The organism is Streptosporangium sp. NPDC023615 (genome assembly GCF_040640155.1).
Classification (GTDB): Bacteria; Actinomycetota; Actinomycetes; order Streptosporangiales; family Streptosporangiaceae; genus Streptosporangium.
Window position 1 is genome coordinate 30549 of the sequence record NZ_JBFABE010000037.1, and the last position, 19910, is coordinate 50458.

Sequence of the window (19910 nt, forward strand, 5' to 3'; positions counted from 1 at the left end):
CGGGACGACGTCCGAAGGGACCGGGACGACGTCCGAAGGGACCGGGACGACGTCCGAAGGGACCGGGACGACGTCCGGGGAGGCCGGGAGGGGGCCGGTCGCCAGGGTGTCGACGTCGGCGTGGTCGGCGCCGGTCCAGACCGGCAGGGCCGACAGCGGGGCGTCCGGCCGCGCCGCGACGGATCCGAGCAGGACGGCGAACCGTGCGGCCAGCCGGGCGATCTCCGCCGTGTCGAACAGGGCCGTGTCGTGGCAGAAGGACAGCTCCAGGCCGTTCTCGTCGGCCCACGCCTCGACGAGGAGGTCCACCTTGGCCTGCTGGAAACCGGCGTCGGCGTCGGTCACGGTCAGGTCGCCGAAGGGCCGCCGGGGACCGGTGTCCTGGGTGTGCAGGATGAGCATGGAGGGCAGCAGCGACTCGGCGGGGTGGCTGAGCTGCTCGAAGGGGACCGCCGGGTTGCCCAGCGCGCCGAGGACCTCGCCGCGGGTGCGGCCGATCAGCGCGGTGAAAGGCGGGTCGCCCGACAGGTCGCCGCGCAGGATCAGCGTCTGGGAGACGTACCCGACCATCGGCTCCAGCTCGACCCGGTCGCGGCCCGCGACGACGGTGCCGACCAGGACGTCGTCCTGCCCGGTGTGCCGCAGCAGCAGCGTCTGGTAGGCCGCCACCAGCACCGTGAACAGGGTGGTGCGGTGCTCGGCGGCCAGCGACTCCAGCCTGCGCGCGGTGGCCGCGGGCAGGCGGACGCGCTGCGTCTGGCCGCGTCCGCCGCCCTGCCCGCCGCGCCGGAACGGCAGCTCCGACGCCGGCGGGGAGGCGAGCTTCTCGCGCCAGTACGGCACCGCCCGCCCGGCCCTGCGCCGCTGCCACCGGGCGTAGTCGCTCGCCTGCACGGGCAGCGGGCGCAGCCGGGGCTCGGTCCCGGCCAGCCGGGCGGTGTAGCAGTCGGCCAGGTCGTCGAGGAGGACGTTGAGCGACCAGCCGTCCGCGACGATGTGGTGCATCGTGAGGCAGAGCACGTGCTCGTCCTCGGCGATCCGGATCACCGCGACGCGCAGCGGCGGCCCGTCCTCCAGGTCGAACGGGGCGTTGACCCGCTCGGCCACCAGGCGTTCCGCTTCGGCGCGGCCGTCGGCCTCCAGCCATCGCACCGCGGGCGGAGCGGGCTCCACCACGGCCCAGGGAACGCCCTCCTCCTCGGTGAACCGGGTGCGCGGGCTCTCGTGCCGGGTCAGGACGTCGCCGAGCGCGAGCAGCAGCGCGGGCCGCTCCAGCGGGCCCTCGATCCGGCGGACGAGGTACACGTTGTAGGAGGCGTTGCCCGGGTCGAGACGCTGCAGGAGCCAGAGCCGCTCCTGCGCCGGGGACAGGGGCGCCCTCACGAGCCCGGCGCCAGTTCGTCGAAGACGGCGGCCAGTTCCTCGGCGTCGAGCCCGTCGAGCTGGTCGCGCAGCGCGGCGATCTCTGCGAGGTCCAGGTCGTCGTCGTCCAGGTCGTCCAGGCACCGGGCGAGCCCGGCGACGGTCGGATGCTCGAAGAGGAGCACGATCGGCACGGCGGCCCCGAAGCGCGACTGCACCCTGGCGATGATCTGGGCGGCGGTCAGGGAGTGCCCGCCGAGCTCGAAGAAGTCGTCGTCGACGCCGATCGGCCGGTCCACCCCCAGCACCTCGGCCCACATCGCGGCGAGCTCGTCCTCGACGGGGGTCGAGGGCGCCCGGTAGGGGGTCGTCGGCGACGCCGCCCAGTCGGGCGCGGGGAGCGCCGCGCGGTCGAGTTTCCCGTTCGGGGTCAGCGGCAGGGCGTCGAGCGTGACGAGGTGCGCGGGGACCATGTACTCGGGCAGGCTCTCCCGGAGCCTGCCGCGAATCGCCTCCCACAGTCCCTCCGGCGCGGGCGCCGGGGCGGGCGCGGGGACCACGTACGCCACCAGCCTCGGCAGGCCGTCCGGGCCGTCGCAGACGCCCGCGGCGGCCTGGCGCACGCGCTCCGCCGAGCGCAGCACGGTCTCGATCTCGCCGAGCTCGATGCGGAAGCCCCTGATCTTGACCTGGCGGTCCGCCCGGCCCAGGTACTCCAGGCGGCCGTCCGGGGTGTTCCTGACCAGGTCCCCGGTGGCGTACATGCGGGCGCCGGGGCGACCGGCGAAGGGGTCGGGCAGGAACCGGTCCGCGGTCCGGGCGGGCATCGCGCGGTAGCCGCGGGCCAGACCGGCGCCGCCGATGTGCAACTCGCCCGCCTCGCCGCCGGGCACCGGCAGGCCGCGGTCGTCGAGGACGTACAGGGACGTCCGGGCGATCGCCTCTCCCAGGTCGATCCCGGCCGAGGGGGGCCCGACGATCCCGGCGGTGGACCACACGGTCGTCTCGGTCGGCCCGTACACGTTCCACAGGTCCGCGCCGGGGGCCAGGAGCGCGTCGGCGAGGTCGCGGGGCAGCGCCTCTCCCCCGCAGAGCCGCAGGCGGATCGTCTCCGGAACGCCCCCGGCCTCCAGCAGGATGCGCCAGGTCGCCGGGGTGGCCTGCATGACCGTGATCCGCTCGGCGAGCGCCAGTGCCCGCAGGGCCGGGCCGTCGGCGGCCTGCTCGGCGGAGGCCACCACGACCCGCGCCCCGCACGCCAGGGGCAGCAGCAGTTCCAGCACGGAGATGTCGAACGACAGGGTGGTGACGGCGAGCCAGCGGTCCCCGGGGAGGAGTCCCGGCCGGTCGGCGAACGAGGCGAGCAGGTTCGCCACCGCGCCCCTGGGCACCTCCACGCCCTTGGGGCGGCCGGTGGAACCCGAGGTGTAGATCACGTACGCCAGCCCGTCCCGGCCGGCGGCGGCGAGCGCGGCGTGCACCGGCCCGGACGGAGCGGGAACCGGACCGGACAGGGCCGGAACGGGTCCGGGCGGGGTGCCGCCACGCGATGCGGTCGGGGCGCCGTCACCGGCCGCCAGCGGGGTGGTGGCGCCCGCTGCGGGCGGGGCGGCTCCCCCCCGCGTGGGCGGGACCTCGCCGCCGGCCGTGAGGGAGAGCACGTGGGGGACGCCGGCCGTCAGTCGCCGGTCCACGCCGGGCTGGGTCAGCACCAGGCCGATCCCGGCGTCCTCGCGCATCAGGCGCAGCCTGTCCTCGGGGAAGGCCGGGTCCAGCGGGACGTAGGCGCCGCCCGCGGCCCAGACCGCCAGGAGCGCGACGACCATCCCCGTGGTCCGTTCCATGCACAGCCCGACCGGCACCTCGGGGCCCACGCCCCGTTCGCGCAGCACGGCGGCGAGGTCGTCGACCCGCCGGTACAGCTCCCGGTAGGTCAGCTCGCCCCCGGGGCCGCTGACGGCCACCGCGTCCGGCGCGGGCGCCGGGCCGGACCCGGGTCGCGGGGACCACATCGGGGTCGCCGCCGGGGTCGCCCGCGACGTCGGCTCCGGGGACGGGTTCGGGGACGGGTTCGGCGTCGGTGGCAGGGTCGGCACGGTCGTCACCACGGTGTTGTACCTCTCAGGTCGGACAGCCGGAGATCCGGGTCGGCCCCGGCACGCTCCACCACGCCGGTGAAGGACCGGGTCAGGCGCCGCGCGGTCTCGGCGGAGAACAGGTCACTGCTGTAGTCGAGGACACCGCCGAGGCCCTCGGGCCCCCGCCAGGCGTCCACGGACACCTCGGCCTTGGTACGGCCGACCGAGGGGACGGGACGGGACTCGGCCGACAGGTCGCCCATCGTGGTGTTCAGCAGGTGGCCCTTGGGCAGGTTGTGCAGGTTGAACATGGCCTGGTAGAGCGGCGGCCTGCCCAGGTCGCGGGGCAGGCGCAGCGCGCCGAGGATCCGCTCGAACGGCGTCCCGGCGTGCTGCAGCCCCCTGAAGAGCGCCAGCCGGGTGCGCTTGAGCAGCTCGCGGAAGGTGGGGTCGCCGGACAGGTCGGCGCGCATCACCATGGTGGTCGCGAAGTAGCCGATGAGCGGCTCGATCTCGGTCCGGTCGCGGCCGGCGACCGGCACCCCGACGCAGAAGTCGTCCTGCCCGGAGGCCCCGCCCAGCGTCACCTGGTAGGCGGCGAGCAGCGCGATGAAGAGCGTGCAGCGCGCCGCCCTGGCGACCTCCTCCAGCCGGGTGATCGTCTCGTCGGGCACGAGCAGGCCCTCCTGCGCGCCGCGCCCGCTCCAGCGGGCCGGACGCGGGTGGTCCGGGGGGATGTCGAGGGAGGGTACCCCGGCGAGCGTCCTGGTCCAGTGCTCCAGGTGCGAGGCGTCCTCACCGCGTTCGGCGCGGCGCCTTTCCTCCTGGGCCACCAGCGGGTACTGGGTGGGAAGCTCCTCGAGCCGCGGCGGCCTGCCCTCCCGGTGGGCGGCGTAGCACTCGGTCACCTCCCGCATGAGGACGTCCAGCGACCAGCCGTCCACGACGATGTGGTGCAGCACGATGCAGAGCAGGACGTCGTCCTCGCCCAGCCGCAGCAGCGCGACCCGCAGCGGCGGGCCGTGCTCCAGGTCGAACGGCCGGTTGACGAACTCCACCACGGCGGGGTCGGGGTCGCCGGCGACGTCCGCCCGTTCCACCGTCACCGGCGCGGCGGGCACGACGACCTGGACGGGGCTGTCACCGGCCAGCAGGTAGCGGGTGCGCAGCACGTGGTGCCGCTCGACGACGCGGGTGAAGGCCGCGGCGATCGCGTCGGCGTCGACCGGCCCGCGCAGCCGCACGCACCAGGGGGTGTGGTACGTGGTGTCCTCGGGATAGAACCGGCTGAGGAACCACAGGCGTTCCTGCCCGAACGAGAGCGGCCGGCTCTCACCGGCCTCGACGGTGCCGGCGGTGCCGGCGGTGCTGCCGGTGCCGGCGGCCGTGCTCCCGGCCGTGTCCTCCGCCGTCTCGCCGGGATCGTTCCCGCCCCGCTTACGGATCTCCCTCAGCAGCGCCCTGCGCCGTTCGGGGGGGAGCCGCACCAGCCGGGCGAGCAGCGCCGCGTGCGGGTCCTGCGGCGCCTGCTCCTCCGCGGTCACCGGCCGCCTCCCGGTGCCGCGGGCACGGCGGTCGCCCGCCCGGCCTCCACCGGACCCGCGTCCGGCGCGTCCGGGTGCTCCCCGGTCGCCGCGGGCCCTTCCCCGGTCGCGGCGGGACGCTCCCCGGTCACGGCGGGACGCTCCACCGGCGTGATGCCGCACAGGTCGGCGATCTCGGCGAGCGTGACGTCCCGGGCCACGGCGGTGACGAGCAGGGTCTCCATGCCGAGCAGCAGCGTGTGGGTCGTGGAACGCGGCACGTAGGCCGTGTCGACCAGCAGGTAGAGCTGGCAGACGTCGGTGGCGGGGCCGGTGGAGAACATGGCCGTGGCGTCCACCTGGTCCCAGGCGTCGACGTGGAAGACCCTGGTCCGCCCGGTGAGGGCGGCGATCGCGGCCGGATCGCCCGGCGGGTCCACCGCGGGCAGGTGCGGCCAGTCGGTGATGGTCCTGGCGTCGTTGAAGTAGGCCGACAGGTCCATCGGCCCGCCGCGCTCGCGGCCGATCTCCTCGCGCAGCGCCATCATCCGGTACGCGTCGTACTGGGCGTGCCGGTAGGCGGTCAGCGCCTGCCGGTGCCCGGCGCGGGTGGCGTCGGCGAACGTCCCCTCCGGCAGGTCGAGGACGAAGAGCCCGTCCTGCGCCGAGGTGCCCGCCATGCCCGACACCCGGGGGTCGTGCCGGTTGGCCACGACGAGCTGCATGACCATCCGGCGGTGCCCGGTGAGCGCGCTCAGCAGCACCGCGCCCGCCGTGGTCAGCACGGTGGACGTGCTCACCGACCAGCGCGCCGCCAGTGCCTCGGTCGCGGCCGCCGTGGCGGCCGACTCCATGCCGAGCCGGATGAAGCGCGGCTTCTCCGGCGTCGTACGGGGGAAGTCGAACATGGTCCTGGGCGCCCGCTCCAGTTGCGTGCGCCAGTACCGCAGTGCCCGCTCGCCACGGGCGGCACCCGCCCCCTCCTGTTCGAAGGCGGCCTGGTCCATCGGCTGCCACACCGGTCCGGGCGGCTCGTTCCCGGCCAGCAGGCTCCGCCAGTCGCGTGCCAGCACGTCCAGCGAGCCGCCGTCCACGGCCAGGTGACAGAAGGCGAACGCGACCATCCTGGGGCGCCCGTCGACCGTCACCACGGCGGAGCGGAACGGAAGCTCGGCGGTGTGGTCGAACGCCGTGGCGGCCAGGGCGGCGGCCAGGTCCCTGGCGGCGGCGAGCGGTTTGACGTTGGTGTCGAACACCTCGACGGTGAACCGGCCCCGGTCGGCCACGCGCTGGACCAGCCCCTCGGGCGTCTGCTCGAACGTCGTCCTCAGTGCCTCGTGGCGCTCGACGAGCGCGCGCAGGACCGACAGGACGGCGTCGAGGTCGCGCTTGCCGAAGACCGGCAGCACCCAGGCCATGTTGTAGAACGGGTCGTCGTCGTCCAGCCACCGGGCGAGCCGCCAGAAGGCCAGCTGGCCCCAGGTGGACGGTGACTCGCCGCCTCGCGCGCCCGTGAACTCCACCGTCCGGGAGGGCAGCGGCGCCGGCCCGGCCGCCGTCATCGGGACCGGCCGATCTCCTCGACGACGCCCGCGACGGTCGGGGAGTCGATGAACACCTCGAAGGAGAGCTCGACGCCGATCCGGTCCCGGACCCGGGCGATGATCTGGGTGATGGTCAGCGAGTGCCCGCCGAGGTCGAACAGGTCGTCCTCCGGTCCGACCTCGTCCGTCCCGAGCGCCTCGCACCAGATCTCCGTCACCAGCGCCACGAGCCCGGCGTCGGCCCCCTCGGCGGGCGCGGTCGCCGGGACCGCCGGGGACGCCGGGGACGCCGGGGACGCCGGGGACGCTGCGGCCTCCGGGGGGGCCGGGACGACGCGGGCGGGCAGGGGGAGCTCGTCGATCGGGGTGCCGGGGCGGGCGGCGACGCCCTCCAGCAGGACGCGCAGGTCCTCGGCGACGCTCTCGCAGGCGGCGCGGCCGATGGCCTCGGGGTTGAACCGCAGGTGGGCCCGCATCCCGCCGCCGCCGTCGGCACCGTCGACGACGTGCAGGTGCAGGGTGTTGCGGACCGCGCCGCTGAACGCCGACCACTCGACCGAGGTGTCGAGCCCGGCGAAGGAGGGGTCGGCGCCGGAGCGTCCCCGGTAGCTGAGCGAGACCGGCGTGAGCGCGGCGCGCGGGCTGATCCCGCCCAGGGCCCTGGCGAGGGGGACCTCCCGGTGGCGGTAGACCGCCCGCGCCTCCTCCCGCACCGACCGGGCGAACTCGGCGAACGTGCCCGTGGGGCGGGACACCACGGGCAGCTCGTTGACGAACGCGCCCACGTGGTCCCGCGTCTCCTCGGTCCTGGTGGACAGGTCCACGGCCACCGCGACCGTGGTGTTGCCGTACCCGTACAGCAGCGTGTGCAGGACGGCCAGCACCACCTCGAAGCGGGTCAGGCCGAGCTGACCGGCGACGGCGGCGACCTCGTCGCCGAGACGGAGCTCCACGGTGTCCCCGGGGGCGGCGCGCAGCGAGGGGCGGGCCGGGCCGGGCAGCGCCACCCGCTGCTCGTCGTGCCAGCGCGGGCGCCAGAACTCCGCGGCCTCCTCCAGCGCGGCGGCCACCCGCTCCCGCTCGGCCCGGACCGCCTCGCCGTACGAGATCGGCAGGGGGTTCTGCGCGGACCCGGCGTAGGCGGCGGCGAGGTCGCGGAGCAGGACCTCCTTCGACATGCCGTCGAAGACGGCGTGGTGGGCGACGATCTGCAGCAGGTGACGGCCGGGGGCGAGCCGGAACAGGGTGAACCTGGACGGCGGGCCCGTCTCCAGGTCGAAGGCGCGGGCCACCTCGGCCTCGAGGGCCGCGGCGATCCGGGCCGTGTCCGAGGAGGCGGCCGTGTCCGAGGGGCCGGAGGCCTCGGGGAGACCCGGAGCTTCGGGGAGGGCCGCGGCGTCGGGGAGGGCCGCGGCTTCGGAGAGAGCCCCGGCTTCGGAGAGGGCCTCGGCTTCGGAGAGGTCGGCGAACCGGATCGGGGGCGGTGCCTCGCCGGTGAGCAGCCGGATCTCGCCGTCCCGCTCCGCCAGGACCGCGGCGAGCACGGGGTGACGCCCGACGACGGCGGCGCAGGCGGCGAGCATCGCGTCCACGTCGAGCGGGCCGTCGAACCGCACGGTGAGCGGCATCGCGTAGGCCCGGCCGCCGGCCCCCGTCCGCTCGGTGATCCACATTCCCTGCTGGGCGAAGGACGCCCTTTCCCATCCGTCTATCAGCGGCAGCGACATTTCAGGTGCCCTCCGTACGGCCTGCCGCGGCGGCCTCGAACAGGCCCCGCAGCTCCCTTTTGATGACTTTTCCCGACTGGTTCCTGGGCAGGGTGTCGACGACGAGCACCCGCTCGGGGAGCTCGTGCCCGGCCAGGCGTTCCTTCAGGAAGGCACGCAGCTCCCCGGTGAACCCACCGGCGGCGGCGGGGCCGGCGGCGTCCTCGCCGGGACGCGCGGGCCCGGTGGGGCGCAGGACCACCGCGGCGGCGACGACGGTGCCGAGCACCGGGTGCGGGACGCCGACCACCGCGGCCTCGGCGACGTCCGCGTGCTCGTGGAGCGCCGCCTCCACCTGGAGTGTCGAGACCTTGAACGCGCCCGACTTGACCACGTCGCTCTCCCGGTCGACGAGGTGGAGGTAGCCGTCGTCGTCCAGGTAGCCGAGGTCCCCCATCCGCACCCAGCCGCCGCGGAACGTCCCGCCGCCGGAACGCTCGTCGCGGTAGTAGGAGCGCGGCGCGGTGGGGGAGCGCAGCCAGACCTCGCCGGTCTCGCCCCTGGGCAGCGCGCGTCCCTCCGCGTCGGCGACGTGCAGCGCCCCGCCGGCGGCGGGCCTGCCCAGCGCCCCCGGCCGGGACGGATCGAAGATCATGATGGTCTGGGCGGGGGCCGCCTCGGTGGAGGTGTAGTAGTTGGTGATCGTCGCCTTGGGGAAGGCGGCGGCCAGCCGCGCCGCCACGGCCGGGGGGAGGGCCGAGGCCGCCGAGCCGAGCAGCAGGACGCTCGACATGTCGTGCCGCTCGTGCAGGCCCGCGTTGAGGAACTCGATCGCCATCGCCGGCACCACGAACACGGTGCCCACCCCCCGCGACTCGATCAGCCTGGCGAAGCGGGCGGGGGTGAAGCGCGACAGGGTGAGCATGGCCGGGCGGGCGTCCAGCGCGTTGATCAGCATCGTCTGGCCGGCGTTGGTGCCGATCGGGAACGCGTGCAGCAGGTGGCGCGAGTGGCCGAACCTGCGGCGGTTCGGCCGGGTCTCGCAGCCGTACGCCAGGTTCGCGTGGCTGGCGCCCACCCCCTTGGGCAGGCCGGTGGTGCCGGAGGTGTAGAGGATCTGGGCCAGGTCTCCGGGCTCGACCCGCACGTCCGGCGGGGTGTCGGTCGCGCCCTCCAGGTCCGCCACGTGCGCGCTCCAGCGGTCACCCCCGGCGGCGCCCGCGGAAGGACCGCCGGAGGATCCGCCGGAGAGGCCTCCTGGGGGACCGCCGGGGAGGCCTCCGGAGGGACCGGGAGGGACGAGGCCGTTCCCGCACAGGACCGCCGAGGCCGAGCAGTGCTCCAGCATGTGCCGGACCTCGGCCGGGGCGAGCCGGTCGGACACCGGCACGGCGACCGCCCCGGCCTTGTGGACCGCGCAGAAGGCGACCGCGAAGTCGGCCCAGTCGCGGCTCCCGAAGAGCAGCCCGATCCGGTCGCCGGGCCGTACCCCCCGCTCCAGCAGGCCGTGGGCGACCGCGTTCGAGCGGCGCTCCCACTCGGCGAAGGTCAGCTCCTGGCCGCCCTCGACGATCACCGCCGCCCGCTCCGGCTCCTGCGCGGCGCGGAGCCGGAGCATCTCGGGCACGGTCCCCGGGGCCTGCGGGATCCCGGGGGCCGCCGGGGAGCTCACGCCGTCCTCTCGGCCACGTAGCCGACCAGCGACGGGAAGCTGTCCAGGTAGGCCGCCTCGCCGTCCAGGTCGAGCGGCACGTCGAACTCCTCCTCCACGGCGTCGATGAGCCGGAGCAGCCCCAGCGAGGTGACGCCCAGCGCGGACAGCGAGCCGTCCGAGGCGAGGATCTCCCCCGCGGTGGGCCGCCCGTCGCAGGCAGTGGAGATCATGTCGGCGATCCTAAGTGCCAGTGAGTCGGTCATGTCCGGACCTCTTCTGATTTCGTCTCTTCCGTACGGGTTCTGGCGCGGGCCCGGTTCTGCAGCGTCTCGAAGCCGACCAGGTCGTCGGGCACGGCGTCGGGGACGTCGAGGTCGAAACGGGCCAGGACCCGCACCCGCATGGCGACGAGCGCGATGAGGGCGATGGCCAGCCCGAAGCACGCGTACATGAAGCCGATGCCCCGGCCCTCGCCGGTGCCGAGCACCAGGCCGACCGTGCTCGCGAGCGGCCCGTCCGGCGCCATCAGCGGCTCCAGCACGGCGCTGCCGTACGGCGCCACCAGGCCGAAGCCGATCGGCAGGGTGGACCAGGCGACGAGCGTGTTGAGCGCGATGACCCGGCCGTGGAAGCGCTGCGGCACCTTGACCTGGATGATCGTGGCGTAGACGCCGTTGAGCATCGTGAGGCAGAACGACATGCCGAAGGCTCCGGCCCCGATCACGACGAGGTTCTGCTGCAGGCCGGTGAGCACGCAGAACACCGCGAGGGCGAGCGTGGCCAGCAGCACCCCGTACAGGCGGCGCCTGCGGGGCCCTCCCCAGATCGTCATGGACAGGCCGCCGAGGAAGGCGCCGAGCCCTCCGGCGAACGCGACCGAGCCGACGTCGTCGAGCGTGGCGAACGAGAGCACCAGCGGCGAGATCATCAGGAACAGCGGGGACAGGAAGACGTTCAGCACCGCGAAGAACACGAGCATGCCGCGGAAGCCGGAGTTGCCCCAGGAGTAGCGGATGCCGTTCGCCATCTCGGTCAGGACGCTCTCCCTGCGCCGCCACGGCATGGCGGTCGGGAAGCGGACGAAGAGCAGGACCAGCGTGGCGACCACGTAGCTGGCCACGTCGATGACGAGGATGCCCTCCAGCCCGATGGTGGCCATCAGGCCCGTCGCGATCAGCGGCACGATGAGCTGGGCGGTGCCGGTGGCCATCTGCACCACGCCGTTGGCGTGCCCGAGGAACCGTTTGGGGACGAGCTGCGGGATCGCCGAACCGTACGCGAACCGCTGGAAGGTGAGCGCGACCGACAGGCAGACCAGCAGCGGGTAGATGTGCCAGATCTGCAGGTTGCCGGTCCAGAGCAGCACGCCGAGCGCGAGCTGCGTGCTCCCGGCGGCGATGTCGCCGCAGAGCATGACCTTGCGCCGGTCGTAGCGGTCCACGATCGCCCCGGCGAGCGGCGCCACCAGCATGCCCGGCACCAGGCCGAGCACGGCGAAGAGCGCGAACCTCACCAGCGAGCCGGTGGTCAGGTAGATCCAGATGGGGATGGCGAACTCGGTCAGCGCCGATCCGGTGATCGAGACGAGCTGTCCGACCGAGACCAGCAGGAACCGCCGCATGTCGGGCGGGGGGCCCGCCGTTCCCGCTCGCGTGCCGGACCCGTCCGATCCCGCGGGCGAGCCGGGGACCAGGGACAGCGCGGGGGGCGGGGACGCCTCCGCGACCGGGGACGATCCCGCGACCGAGGACGGCCCCGCGGCCAGGGACGTCCCCGGGACCAGCGAGAGCGCGGGAACGGGCGGCGTTGCGGGATCCGTGGACGGCCCGGAGACGCCCTGGAGCCACCAGGTGGAGTCCTCGGTGCGCTCCAGCGGCGCGGTCCTTCCGGACGCGATGGCCGTGTGGGTGCCGGTGAGGATGTCGGCCAGCTCACGGGCGCGGTACTTCACGAAGAAGTGCCCGGCCTCGTCGAGCACCACGCAGGCGGCGGTGCCGGACAGGTGGCGCCACTCGCGGTAGCGCTCCTGGTAGAACTCGGTCGCCGGGTCCCGCTCCCCCACCACCGAGATGATCGGCGCCTGGAACGGGCGGGTCTCCTCCTCGAACAGCCGGGTGAAGTAGCGTTCGGCCGTCCGGGTGCCGTTGCGGCGGTTCTCGATGATCAGCTTGAGCTGGTCGCGTTCGAACTCCTCGACGTCCAGACCGGCGGCGGCCAGGGCGTTGATCCTGCCCTGGTCGCTGGTCAGGCGGTCCATCAGGGTGCCGAGCCGGCCCAGTCCCCTGCCGGGACGGGCGAAGGGGAACACCCCGCCGAGGTAGACGGCGTCGACCGGGCGGCCGGCCGCCTCCAGGTGGCGGGCGATCTCGGTGACCAGCATGACGCCGAGCCCGCAGTGCCCGTACAGGACCAGCGGTCCCTTGATCCCGGCGAGGATCTCGTCGGCGCAGTCGCGGGCGACCTCGTCGAAGGGGCGGGCCCGCTCGCCGAGCTCGTGCCCGGGGACCGCGACCGAGTACAGCGCCCAGTCCGCGGGCAGCTCGTCGGCCAGCGGCTGGTAGACGACGGCGCTGCCGCCGCCGAACGGGACGCAGACCATGGTGGCCGCGGCCGTCCTGGCCGGGGTGAGCCGGTGCAGCAGCCCGCCCGCGTCCTCCTCGCCGCTCTCCAGCAGCCGGGCCAGGTCCCTGACCGTGCGGTTCTTGAACAGCTCCAGCACGGTCGGCACCCGTCCTGGCCCCTCCTTGCGCAGCCGGGCGATCACCCGCATGGCGAGCAGCGAGTGGCCCCCCAGGTCGAAGAAGTCGTCGAGCGCGCCGACCCGTTCCACCTCCAGGACGTCCGCCCAGATTGCGGCGATCGTCTCCTCCAGGGGCGTCCCGGGCGGTACGAACTCGGCGGCCGGCGCCTCGGTGCCGGGGTCGGGGAGCCTGGACCTGTCGACCTTGCCGTGCGACTTGAGCGGCAGCTCCTCCAGCCAGAGGTAGCGGGCCGGGACCATGTAGTCGGGGAGCCGCTCCGCGAGCCAGGACCGCAGCTCCGCGCCGTCCGGAACCGCGCCACCGGGAGACGCGCCGTCCGGAGTCGTGCCGTCCGGAGTCGTGCCGTCCGGGGGCGCGTCGGCGGCGACCAGGTAGGCGGCCAGCCGCCCGCCCCGCAGTTCCACGACCGCGTGCGCCACCGCCGGGTGCTCGGCGAGCACCGCCTCGATCTCGCCCGGCTCCACCCGGTAGCCACGGATCTTCATCTGGAGGTCGCGGCGGCCGAGGAACTCCAGCTCCCCGCCGGGCAGCCACCGGCCGAGGTCTCCGGTCCGGTACATCCGGGCCCCGGGGGCGCCGTACGGGTCGGGCAGGAAGCGGTCGGCGGTGAGCCCGGGACGGTTCAGGTAGCCGCGGGCGAGCCGGTCGCCGCCGAGGAAGATCTCGCCGGGCACGCCCGCGGGGACGGGCCGCAGGTCGTCGTCGAGCACCCGTACCGTGGCGCCGGGCATGGGCGTGCCGATGGGCAGGACCGTTCCGGCCCCCACCGCGCCGCTCCCGCCCTCGCCCGCGACACCGACGGCCGCGTCGGAGGGGGTGGTGCCCCCCGGGTCGACCGGGTAGGTGGTGACGCCGACGGTGGTCTCGGTGGGGCCGTAGTGGTTGACCACCCTGCACCGCCCGGCCGCCGCGAGCCCGGTCGCCCAGGCCCGGGGCGCGGCCTCGCCGCCGAGGATCAGCAGCTTGCGCGGGAGCAGCTCGTCCGGGGTGGCGTCGGCGAGCAGCGCCGCCAGGTGGGACGGCGTGATCTTGAGGTAGTCGAGGCCGTGCCTGCGGAAGTAGGCGGCCAGCTCGGGTCCGGCCGTGCGGGAGGGGACGAGGTGCAGCGCGCCCCCCGTCATCAGGCAGAGATAGAAGATCGTGATCCCGAAGTCGAACGCGAGGGACTGCAGCAGCCCGTACACGCCGCCGGGTTCGATCTCCAGCCGTTCCCGCACCCCGGCCAGGTAGACCATCACCTGCCGGTGCTGCACGGCCACGCCCTTGGGCCGGCCGGTGGTCCCGGAGGTGTAGATGACGTAGGCCAGGTCGTCGGGGGTGACGCCGCTGTCCACGGGCCCCTCTCCGGAGGTGCCCGCGTGGTCCGGCCCGTCCCCGTCCGGTCCGCCGATCTCTCCCCCGCGCCCGTCGGGACCGGCGGCGAGGACCGCCGGCAGGTCGCCCGGCACGCGGTCGCGGAGCTCCGAGGTGGTCACGACGGCCCGCGCGCCGGCGTCGGAGAGCACGTACGCCAGCCGCTCGGCGGGGTGCTCGGGGTCCAGCGGCAGGTAGGCGGCACCGGCCTTGAGCACGCCGAGCACCGCGACGGCCGTCTCGGCCGACTGCTCCAGCAGGACGGCGACCCGGTCCCCGGCGCCCACGCCCCGGCGCCGCAGCAGGCGGGCGAGCCGGTCGGACCGCCGCTCCAGCTCCGCGTAGGTCAGCGAGACGTCGCCGGCGACGACCGCGACGGCGTCCGGGACGAGCCGGGCCCGCTCGCTCACGGCCTCGTGCAGCAGGCCGGGGCCCAGCGGCGTCACCGGTCCCGACTCGCCGAGTGCCAGCACCCGGCGGCGCTCGTCCGGCGGCAGGAACTCCAGCTCGGAGATCGGCGCGTCCGGGTCGGCGACGACGGACCTCAGCAGCCGCTCGAAGCAGGCGGCCATCCGCTCGATCGTGTCGGGCCGGAACAGCGCGGTGCCGTAGGTGAAGTGGCCGACCAGTCCGTCGGGGGTGTCGAACAGGTAGAGGGCGAGGTCGAAGCGGCTGGCCGTGACCGTGACCGGGAGCGGGGTCATGTTCAGGCCCGGCGTGTCCAGCGGCCGGGACCGGTAGTTCTGCAGGGCGAACATCACCTGGAACACCGGCGTACGGGCCACGTCCCGTTCCACGCCCAGCTCGCCGACCAGGCGGTCGAAGGGGAGCTCCTGGTGGGCGTAGGCGTCCAGCGCCGTCTCCCTGACCCGCTCCAGCAGGCCGGTGAACGTGGGGTCGCCGGACAGGTCGGCGCGCATCGGCAGCGAGTTGACGAACACCCCGACGACCCGCTCCAGCTCGGGCAGGTCCCGGCCGGAGACGGGCGAGCCGACGGCGAAGTCGCGCTGTCCCGAGTAACGCCAGAGCAGCACCTCGAAGGCGGCCAGCAGCGTCATGTACGGGGTGGCGCCGCGGGAGCGGCCGAGGGCGGTGACGGCCTCGGTGAGCTCGGGGTCGAGCGTCACGCCGCAGGCGGCGCCCCGCCATCCCTGCTCGGCCGGCCGGGGGTGGTCGGTGGGCAGTTCCAGCGGGGCCAGCCCGTCCAGGCGCCGCCGCCAGTAGCCGATGTCCTCGGCGTGGTCGCGCCCGCGCTGCCAGTGCGCGTAGTCGCCGTAGCGCACCCGCACCGCCGGCAGGTCCGCCTCGCGCCCCTCGCGGTACGCGGCGTGCAGGGTGAGCAGTTCCTCCATGACGATGTCGCAGGACCAGCCGTCGGTCACCGCGTGGTGCATGGTGAGCAGCAGCACGTGCTCGGCCGGTCCGCGCCGCACCAGCAGCGCCCGCAGGAGCGGGCCGGTGGCCAGGTCGAACGGCCTGGCGGTCTCGGCGTCGATCTCGGCGGGGTCGTCGGTGACCCGCAGCTCGATCCGCGGCCCGGCCCCCGGCCCGGCCGGGGACGCGCCGTCCGCCGGAGGCGTGCCGTTCGACGCAGGCGTGCCGTTCGCCGTGGACACACCGTTCGCCGGGAACGCGTCGCCCACCGGGGGCGCGTCGTTCGCCGGGGGCGCGTCGTCCACGACGGCCGCGGGGCCGCCCTCGTCGGTGGTGACCAGCCGGGTGCGCAGGCTCTCGTGGCGCCGCGCCACCTCGGTCAGGGCGCGGCCGAGCGCCGCCTCGTCGACCTCCCCCTCCAGGGTGGCGGCGAAGGCCACGGTGTAGGCGCAGGTGCCGGGGGCGTACTGCTCCAGGAACCACAGGCGCTCCTGAGCCGCCGAGAGCGGCGGTGGCGTGCCGGCCGGGCGCGGCGGGATCGACGCCGCGACGACGCGACCGCCCAGACGCTGGGCGAGCAGTGCTTTCTTGGCCGGTGAGAGGCCGGTTCGCGTCACGACACCTCCGTGCTGGCGAGAGGGACCACCGGAGCCCCCTCGCGGTGGAGAACGGGACCGCCCGAGCGGGCGGTCCCATGAGTGGCCGGCCGGATCGGCGCGTCCCAGGGGGACGGGCAGGTCCGGTGGCGGTGATGATCGGCGCGGACGTTCTCCGCCGCCGGGCGACGTGGGCACGCGAGCGGGACGAGACCGCCCCCCTGAGCGCGTCGTCCACCGTGCGGACACGGCTGCGTGGGAACGCTCCCACGGAGGAGGCTAGGGATGACACGCCAAATTCGTCAAGGTTTCCGGATCGTTTTCGAGACCAATAAAGCCTAATAGACAGGCTGTTAGGGCCCTTCGGTAGATAAAACCGACTTTTTAACTTTCCTGATTTTCTGTCATCTTCCCAGTCATTGACACTCACATCCCGGCCTCTTACCCTCCCGTATGGGAGCGCTCCCATGCCGTCCTCTCGCGCCCGGCCGAGCGTGTTCCCTCTCTCCCGATGCCAGGAGCACACGTGGTCGCCACCGTTTCGACATCCCATGACCTGCGGAGATCGCCGCTCCCGCCGGCCCAGGAGGATCTGGAGCTCCTCCTGCTGATCCGCCACTTCGAGCTGACCCTGCTCAGGCTCTTCGAGACGGGTGAGCTGAGCGGTACCACCCACACCTGCCTGGGGCAGGAGTACATCCCCGTCGCCCTCGCGCCGCTGTTCCGCGAGGAGGACTTCGTCCTCAGCAACCACCGGGGTCACGGCCACTTCCTGGCCAGGTACGCCGAGCCGCACGCGCTGCTCGCCGAGATCATGGGCCGCGAGGGCGCCCTCTGCGCGGGGGTGGGCGGCAGCCAGCACGTCTACCACCGCCGCTTCCTGTCCACCGGCGTCCAGGGCGAGAGCCTGCCGGTCGCGGTGGGCGTGGCGCTGAAGCTGGCCGGGACCGGGGCGCTCGCCTGCGTGTACGTCGGCGACGGCACCTGGGGCGAGGGCGCGGTCTACGAGGCGCTCAACATGGCCCGGCTCTGGCGGGTCCCGCTGCTGGTCGTCGTGGAGAACAACGGCATCGCGCAGTCCACCCCGACGCGGGAGCAGATGGCCGGGAGCGTCGCGGCTCGCGCCGCCGCGTTCGACGTCCCGTACCACCGCGTGACCTCCACCGAGGTGGACGAGATCCGCGCCGGGCTGGCCGCGCCGGTCGAGGCGGTCCGCTCGGGGCAGGGACCGCTGGTCGTCGAGTTCGTCACGCACCGGATCGGCCCGCACAGCAAGGGCGACGACAGCAGGAGTCCCGAGGAGGTCGCCCTGGCCGCCGGCCAGGACTGGCACGCCCGCTACGCCGCCGCCTTCCCCGACTCCTTCCCCGCGCTGGACGCCCGGGCCCGCGAGCGCGTCGCGCGGATCGCCGCCGAGGTCACGGCCCGGCCGCCGTCGGTGTGGGAGCGCGGGTGACGCGCGTCTCCGAGCACCTCAACCGCGCCCTGCACGACCTGATGGAGGCCGACCCCCGGGTGCATCTGCTCGGCGAGGACATCTCCGACCCCTACGGCGGCGCCTTCAAGGTCACCCGGGGGCTGTCCACCCGCTTCGGTCACCGCGTGCGCTCCACCCCGCTCAGCGAGGGCGCGATCACCGGCATCGGCGCGGGCCTGGCGCTGGCCGGGGACCGGGCGATCGTCGAGATCATGTTCGCCGACTTCGCCGCGCTCGCCTTCGACCAGCTCGTGAACTTCGCCGCCAAGTCCACCTCCATGTACGGCAGGCCGGTCCCGATCCCGCTGGTCGTGCGCTGCCCGTCGGGCGGCAACCGGGGGTACGGCCCCACCCACAGCCAGAGCCCGCAGAAGCACTTCATCGGCGTCCCGGGACTGTCGCTGTTCGAGATGACGCCGTTCCACGACGCCGGGGCGCTGTTCGCCGAGATGTTCGCGCAGGAGCGGCCCTGCCTGTTGTTCGAGGACAAGGTCCTCTACACCCGGCGGATGTACACCGGCGGCGTGGTGGACGACCTGTTCGCGTACGAGGTGCGCGACGGCGTCGCCCGGGTCTTCGTGGACGGGGTGTCCGAGCCCGACTGCGTGCTCGTCACCCACGGCGGCATGACGCACCGGGCGCTGGAGGCCGCGCGCGCCCTGCTGCTGGAGGACGACGTGGCCTGCGAGCTGCTGATCCCCTCCCGGCTCTACCCGCTGCCCGAACTCGCCGGGCTGGAGCGGGCCCGGCACGTGTGCGTGGTCGAGGACGGCTCGGCGGGCGGCACGTGGGGCGCGGAGGTGTCGCGGGTGCTCTACCCCCGGCTCTGGCCCGCCCTGCGCCGCCCCATCGGCCTTCTCAGCGCGGCCGACAGCGTCATCCCGGCCGCGCCCCACCTGGAGCGCGAGGTCCTGCTCCAGGCCGACGACATCCGGAACGCGATCGTGGAGGCCCTCTCGTGACCGAGGTCCGGGTGCCCAAGCTCAACAACAACGACGCCACGTACGTGCTGGTGGAGTGGGTGGCCAAGGACGGGCAGGCCGTGCGCGCCGGGGAGCCGCTCGTCGAGCTGGAGACCTCCAAGGCGGTCGAGGAGCTGACCGCCGAGCTGGACGGGGTCGTCCGGCACCTGCTGGCGGCCGGCGCCGAGTGCGAACCCGGCCAGGTGATCGCCACCCTGCTGGCCGAGGGGGCGGTCCCCGAGGCGGGCCCGGCGGCCACCGGGCACGACCTGCCCCTCTCCGGCGGACAGGACCCGTTCCTCCCGGGAGGGCACGGGCTCTCCCCCGCCGGCGGGTACGACCCGTCCCTCCCGGACGGGCGGAACGGGCACGCGGTGGTCACGCAGGTCACGCAGGCCGCCCCGGCGGCGCCGGGCGCGCCGGCCCCGCCGGTCACGCGGGTCGAGCCGGTCGCCGGCCGGGGGGAGCCCGTCGTCACCGAACCGGCCCGGCGCTTCATGGAGGAGTCGGGCATCTCCATGGAGCAGGTCCGCGCGCTCGGCAGGAAGGTGATCCGCCGGTCCGACCTGGACCCGCTCGTACCGTCGCCCTCCGGGGCGGGACCGGACGGCGTCCGCGCGCGCGGGGGCGGCGCGGAGACCGGGAACGCCGGGGAGACCGGGCAGGTCGAGGAGACCGGGAACGCCGGGGAGACCGGGAACGCCGGGGAGACCGGGAACGCCGGGGAGACCGATCTGATCGAGCCGTCCAGGGCGCAGCGGCGGACGGCCGAGGTGGTCGAGCGCTCCCACCGGGAGATCCCCGCCTCCTTCACCGCGATGCGGGTGGACGTGACCGACGCGCTGCCGTTCACCCGCGCCGAGTCCAAGCGGCTGCGCGCCCTGATCGGCCTGCCCGAGCTGCTCGTCCAGGCGACCGGGCGGCTGCTGGAGGACTTCCCGCTCTTCTTCGCCACCCCCCTCGACGGCCGCCGCGCCCGGCGCGCCACGACGGCGGAGGTGGGCGTGACCGTCGACGTCGGCAACGGCATGTACGTGCCGGTGGTGCGCGACGCCGGGCGGCGCCCGCTCGACGAGATCGCCCGCGACCTGACCCGCTTCCGCGGCATCGCGCTGAACGGGTCGTTCAGGGAGCAGGACCTGCGGGGCGGCAACATCATGCTGACCCTGCACACCGACGCCTCGATCACCATGGCCGTCCCGATCGTCTTCCCCGGCCACATCTGCGCGCTCTCCCTCACCTCCCCCCGCCCCGAGACGGTGGAGACCCGCGAGGGCGCCTTCGTCACCCGCAGGGTGATCTCCCTCGGCCTCTCCTACGACCACCGCTACGTCAACGGCCGCGACGCCGCCGCGTTCCTCGGCGCGCTCAGGACGTCCCTGGAGAAGCCGGTGCCCCCGGCGCAATGAACGGGGTACGGTCCCGGCGCCGGCTCCCACCGTGGAGGGCCGCGCTCCGCGGACGTGCTCCCCGGCCGCCGGGGATGGGAGCATGGCGGGGTCATGACGAACCCAACGGA

General features: G+C 74.6%; 11 protein-coding genes. 3 read left to right on the top strand and 8 right to left on the bottom strand.

Features of this window, described 5'->3' with window-relative positions:
• From AB0G16_RS23945 to AB0G16_RS23980, 8 genes are all read right to left on the bottom strand, one after another.
• Nucleotides 1-1383, bottom strand: a 1383-nt coding sequence (locus AB0G16_RS23945) for a condensation domain-containing protein (protein ID WP_362808870.1), incomplete at its 3' end; no start/stop codon positions are given.
• Nucleotides 1380-3467, bottom strand: a complete 2088-nt coding sequence (locus tag AB0G16_RS23950) for a non-ribosomal peptide synthetase (protein WP_362808873.1) — start codon at nt 3465-3467, stop codon at nt 1380-1382. The genes AB0G16_RS23945 and AB0G16_RS23950, both read right to left, overlap by 4 nt.
• Nucleotides 3464-4984, bottom strand: a complete 1521-nt coding sequence (locus AB0G16_RS23955) for a condensation domain-containing protein (RefSeq protein WP_362808876.1) — start codon at nt 4982-4984, stop codon at nt 3464-3466. The genes AB0G16_RS23950 and AB0G16_RS23955 overlap by 4 nt, the downstream gene beginning before the upstream one ends.
• Nucleotides 4981-6525, bottom strand: a complete 1545-nt coding sequence (locus tag AB0G16_RS23960; RefSeq protein ID WP_362808879.1) for a condensation domain-containing protein — start codon at nt 6523-6525, stop codon at nt 4981-4983. The genes AB0G16_RS23955 and AB0G16_RS23960 overlap by 4 nt, the downstream gene beginning before the upstream one ends.
• Nucleotides 6522-8234, bottom strand: coding sequence for a condensation domain-containing protein (locus AB0G16_RS23965; RefSeq protein ID WP_362808883.1), 1713 nt, complete (start codon nt 8232-8234; stop codon nt 6522-6524). The genes AB0G16_RS23960 and AB0G16_RS23965 overlap by 4 nt, the downstream gene beginning before the upstream one ends.
• A 1-nt stretch (nt 8235) precedes the next feature.
• Nucleotides 8236-9885, bottom strand: a complete 1650-nt coding sequence (locus AB0G16_RS23970; protein ID WP_362808886.1) for a class I adenylate-forming enzyme family protein — start codon at nt 9883-9885, stop codon at nt 8236-8238.
• A complete protein-coding gene (locus AB0G16_RS23975) occupies nt 9882-10130 on the bottom strand; it encodes an acyl carrier protein (RefSeq protein ID WP_362808889.1) in 249 nt (82 codons plus the stop codon). The genes AB0G16_RS23970 and AB0G16_RS23975 overlap by 4 nt, the downstream gene beginning before the upstream one ends.
• Entirely contained in the window at nt 10127-15973 is a 5847-nt protein-coding gene (locus tag AB0G16_RS23980) for an amino acid adenylation domain-containing protein (protein ID WP_362808892.1), read from the bottom strand. The genes AB0G16_RS23975 and AB0G16_RS23980 overlap by 4 nt, the downstream gene beginning before the upstream one ends.
• A gap of 505 nt (nt 15974-16478) precedes the next feature.
• Between AB0G16_RS23980 and AB0G16_RS23985 the strand changes: the two genes are divergently transcribed.
• The 3 genes from AB0G16_RS23985 to AB0G16_RS23995 are packed head-to-tail and all read left to right on the top strand — an operon-like array spanning nt 16479 to nt 19800.
• A complete protein-coding gene (locus tag AB0G16_RS23985) occupies nt 16479-17408 on the top strand; it encodes a thiamine pyrophosphate-dependent dehydrogenase E1 component subunit alpha (RefSeq protein ID WP_362808895.1) in 930 nt (309 codons plus the stop codon).
• Nucleotides 17405-18391 (top strand): transketolase C-terminal domain-containing protein, encoded by a 987-nt coding sequence (locus tag AB0G16_RS23990; RefSeq protein ID WP_362808899.1) that lies wholly within the window; start codon nt 17405-17407, stop codon nt 18389-18391. Before AB0G16_RS23985 ends, AB0G16_RS23990 begins: the two co-directional genes overlap by 4 nt.
• On the top strand, nt 18388-19800 hold the full coding sequence (locus AB0G16_RS23995; protein ID WP_362808903.1) for a 2-oxo acid dehydrogenase subunit E2: 1413 nt from the start codon (nt 18388-18390) through the stop codon (nt 19798-19800). The genes AB0G16_RS23990 and AB0G16_RS23995 overlap by 4 nt, the downstream gene beginning before the upstream one ends.
• The last annotated feature ends 110 nt before the right edge of the window (nt 19801-19910 follow it).

Coding starts and splice junctions, on each gene's coding strand:
- AB0G16_RS23965 (WP_362808883.1), bottom strand. CDS start 8,234: ATGTCGCTGCCGCTGATAGACGGATGGGAAAGGGCGTCCTTCGCCCAG.
- AB0G16_RS23960 (WP_362808879.1), bottom strand. CDS start 6,525: ATGACGGCGGCCGGGCCGGCGCCGCTGCCCTCCCGGACGGTGGAGTTC.
- AB0G16_RS23975 (WP_362808889.1), bottom strand. CDS start 10,130: ATGACCGACTCACTGGCACTTAGGATCGCCGACATGATCTCCACTGCC.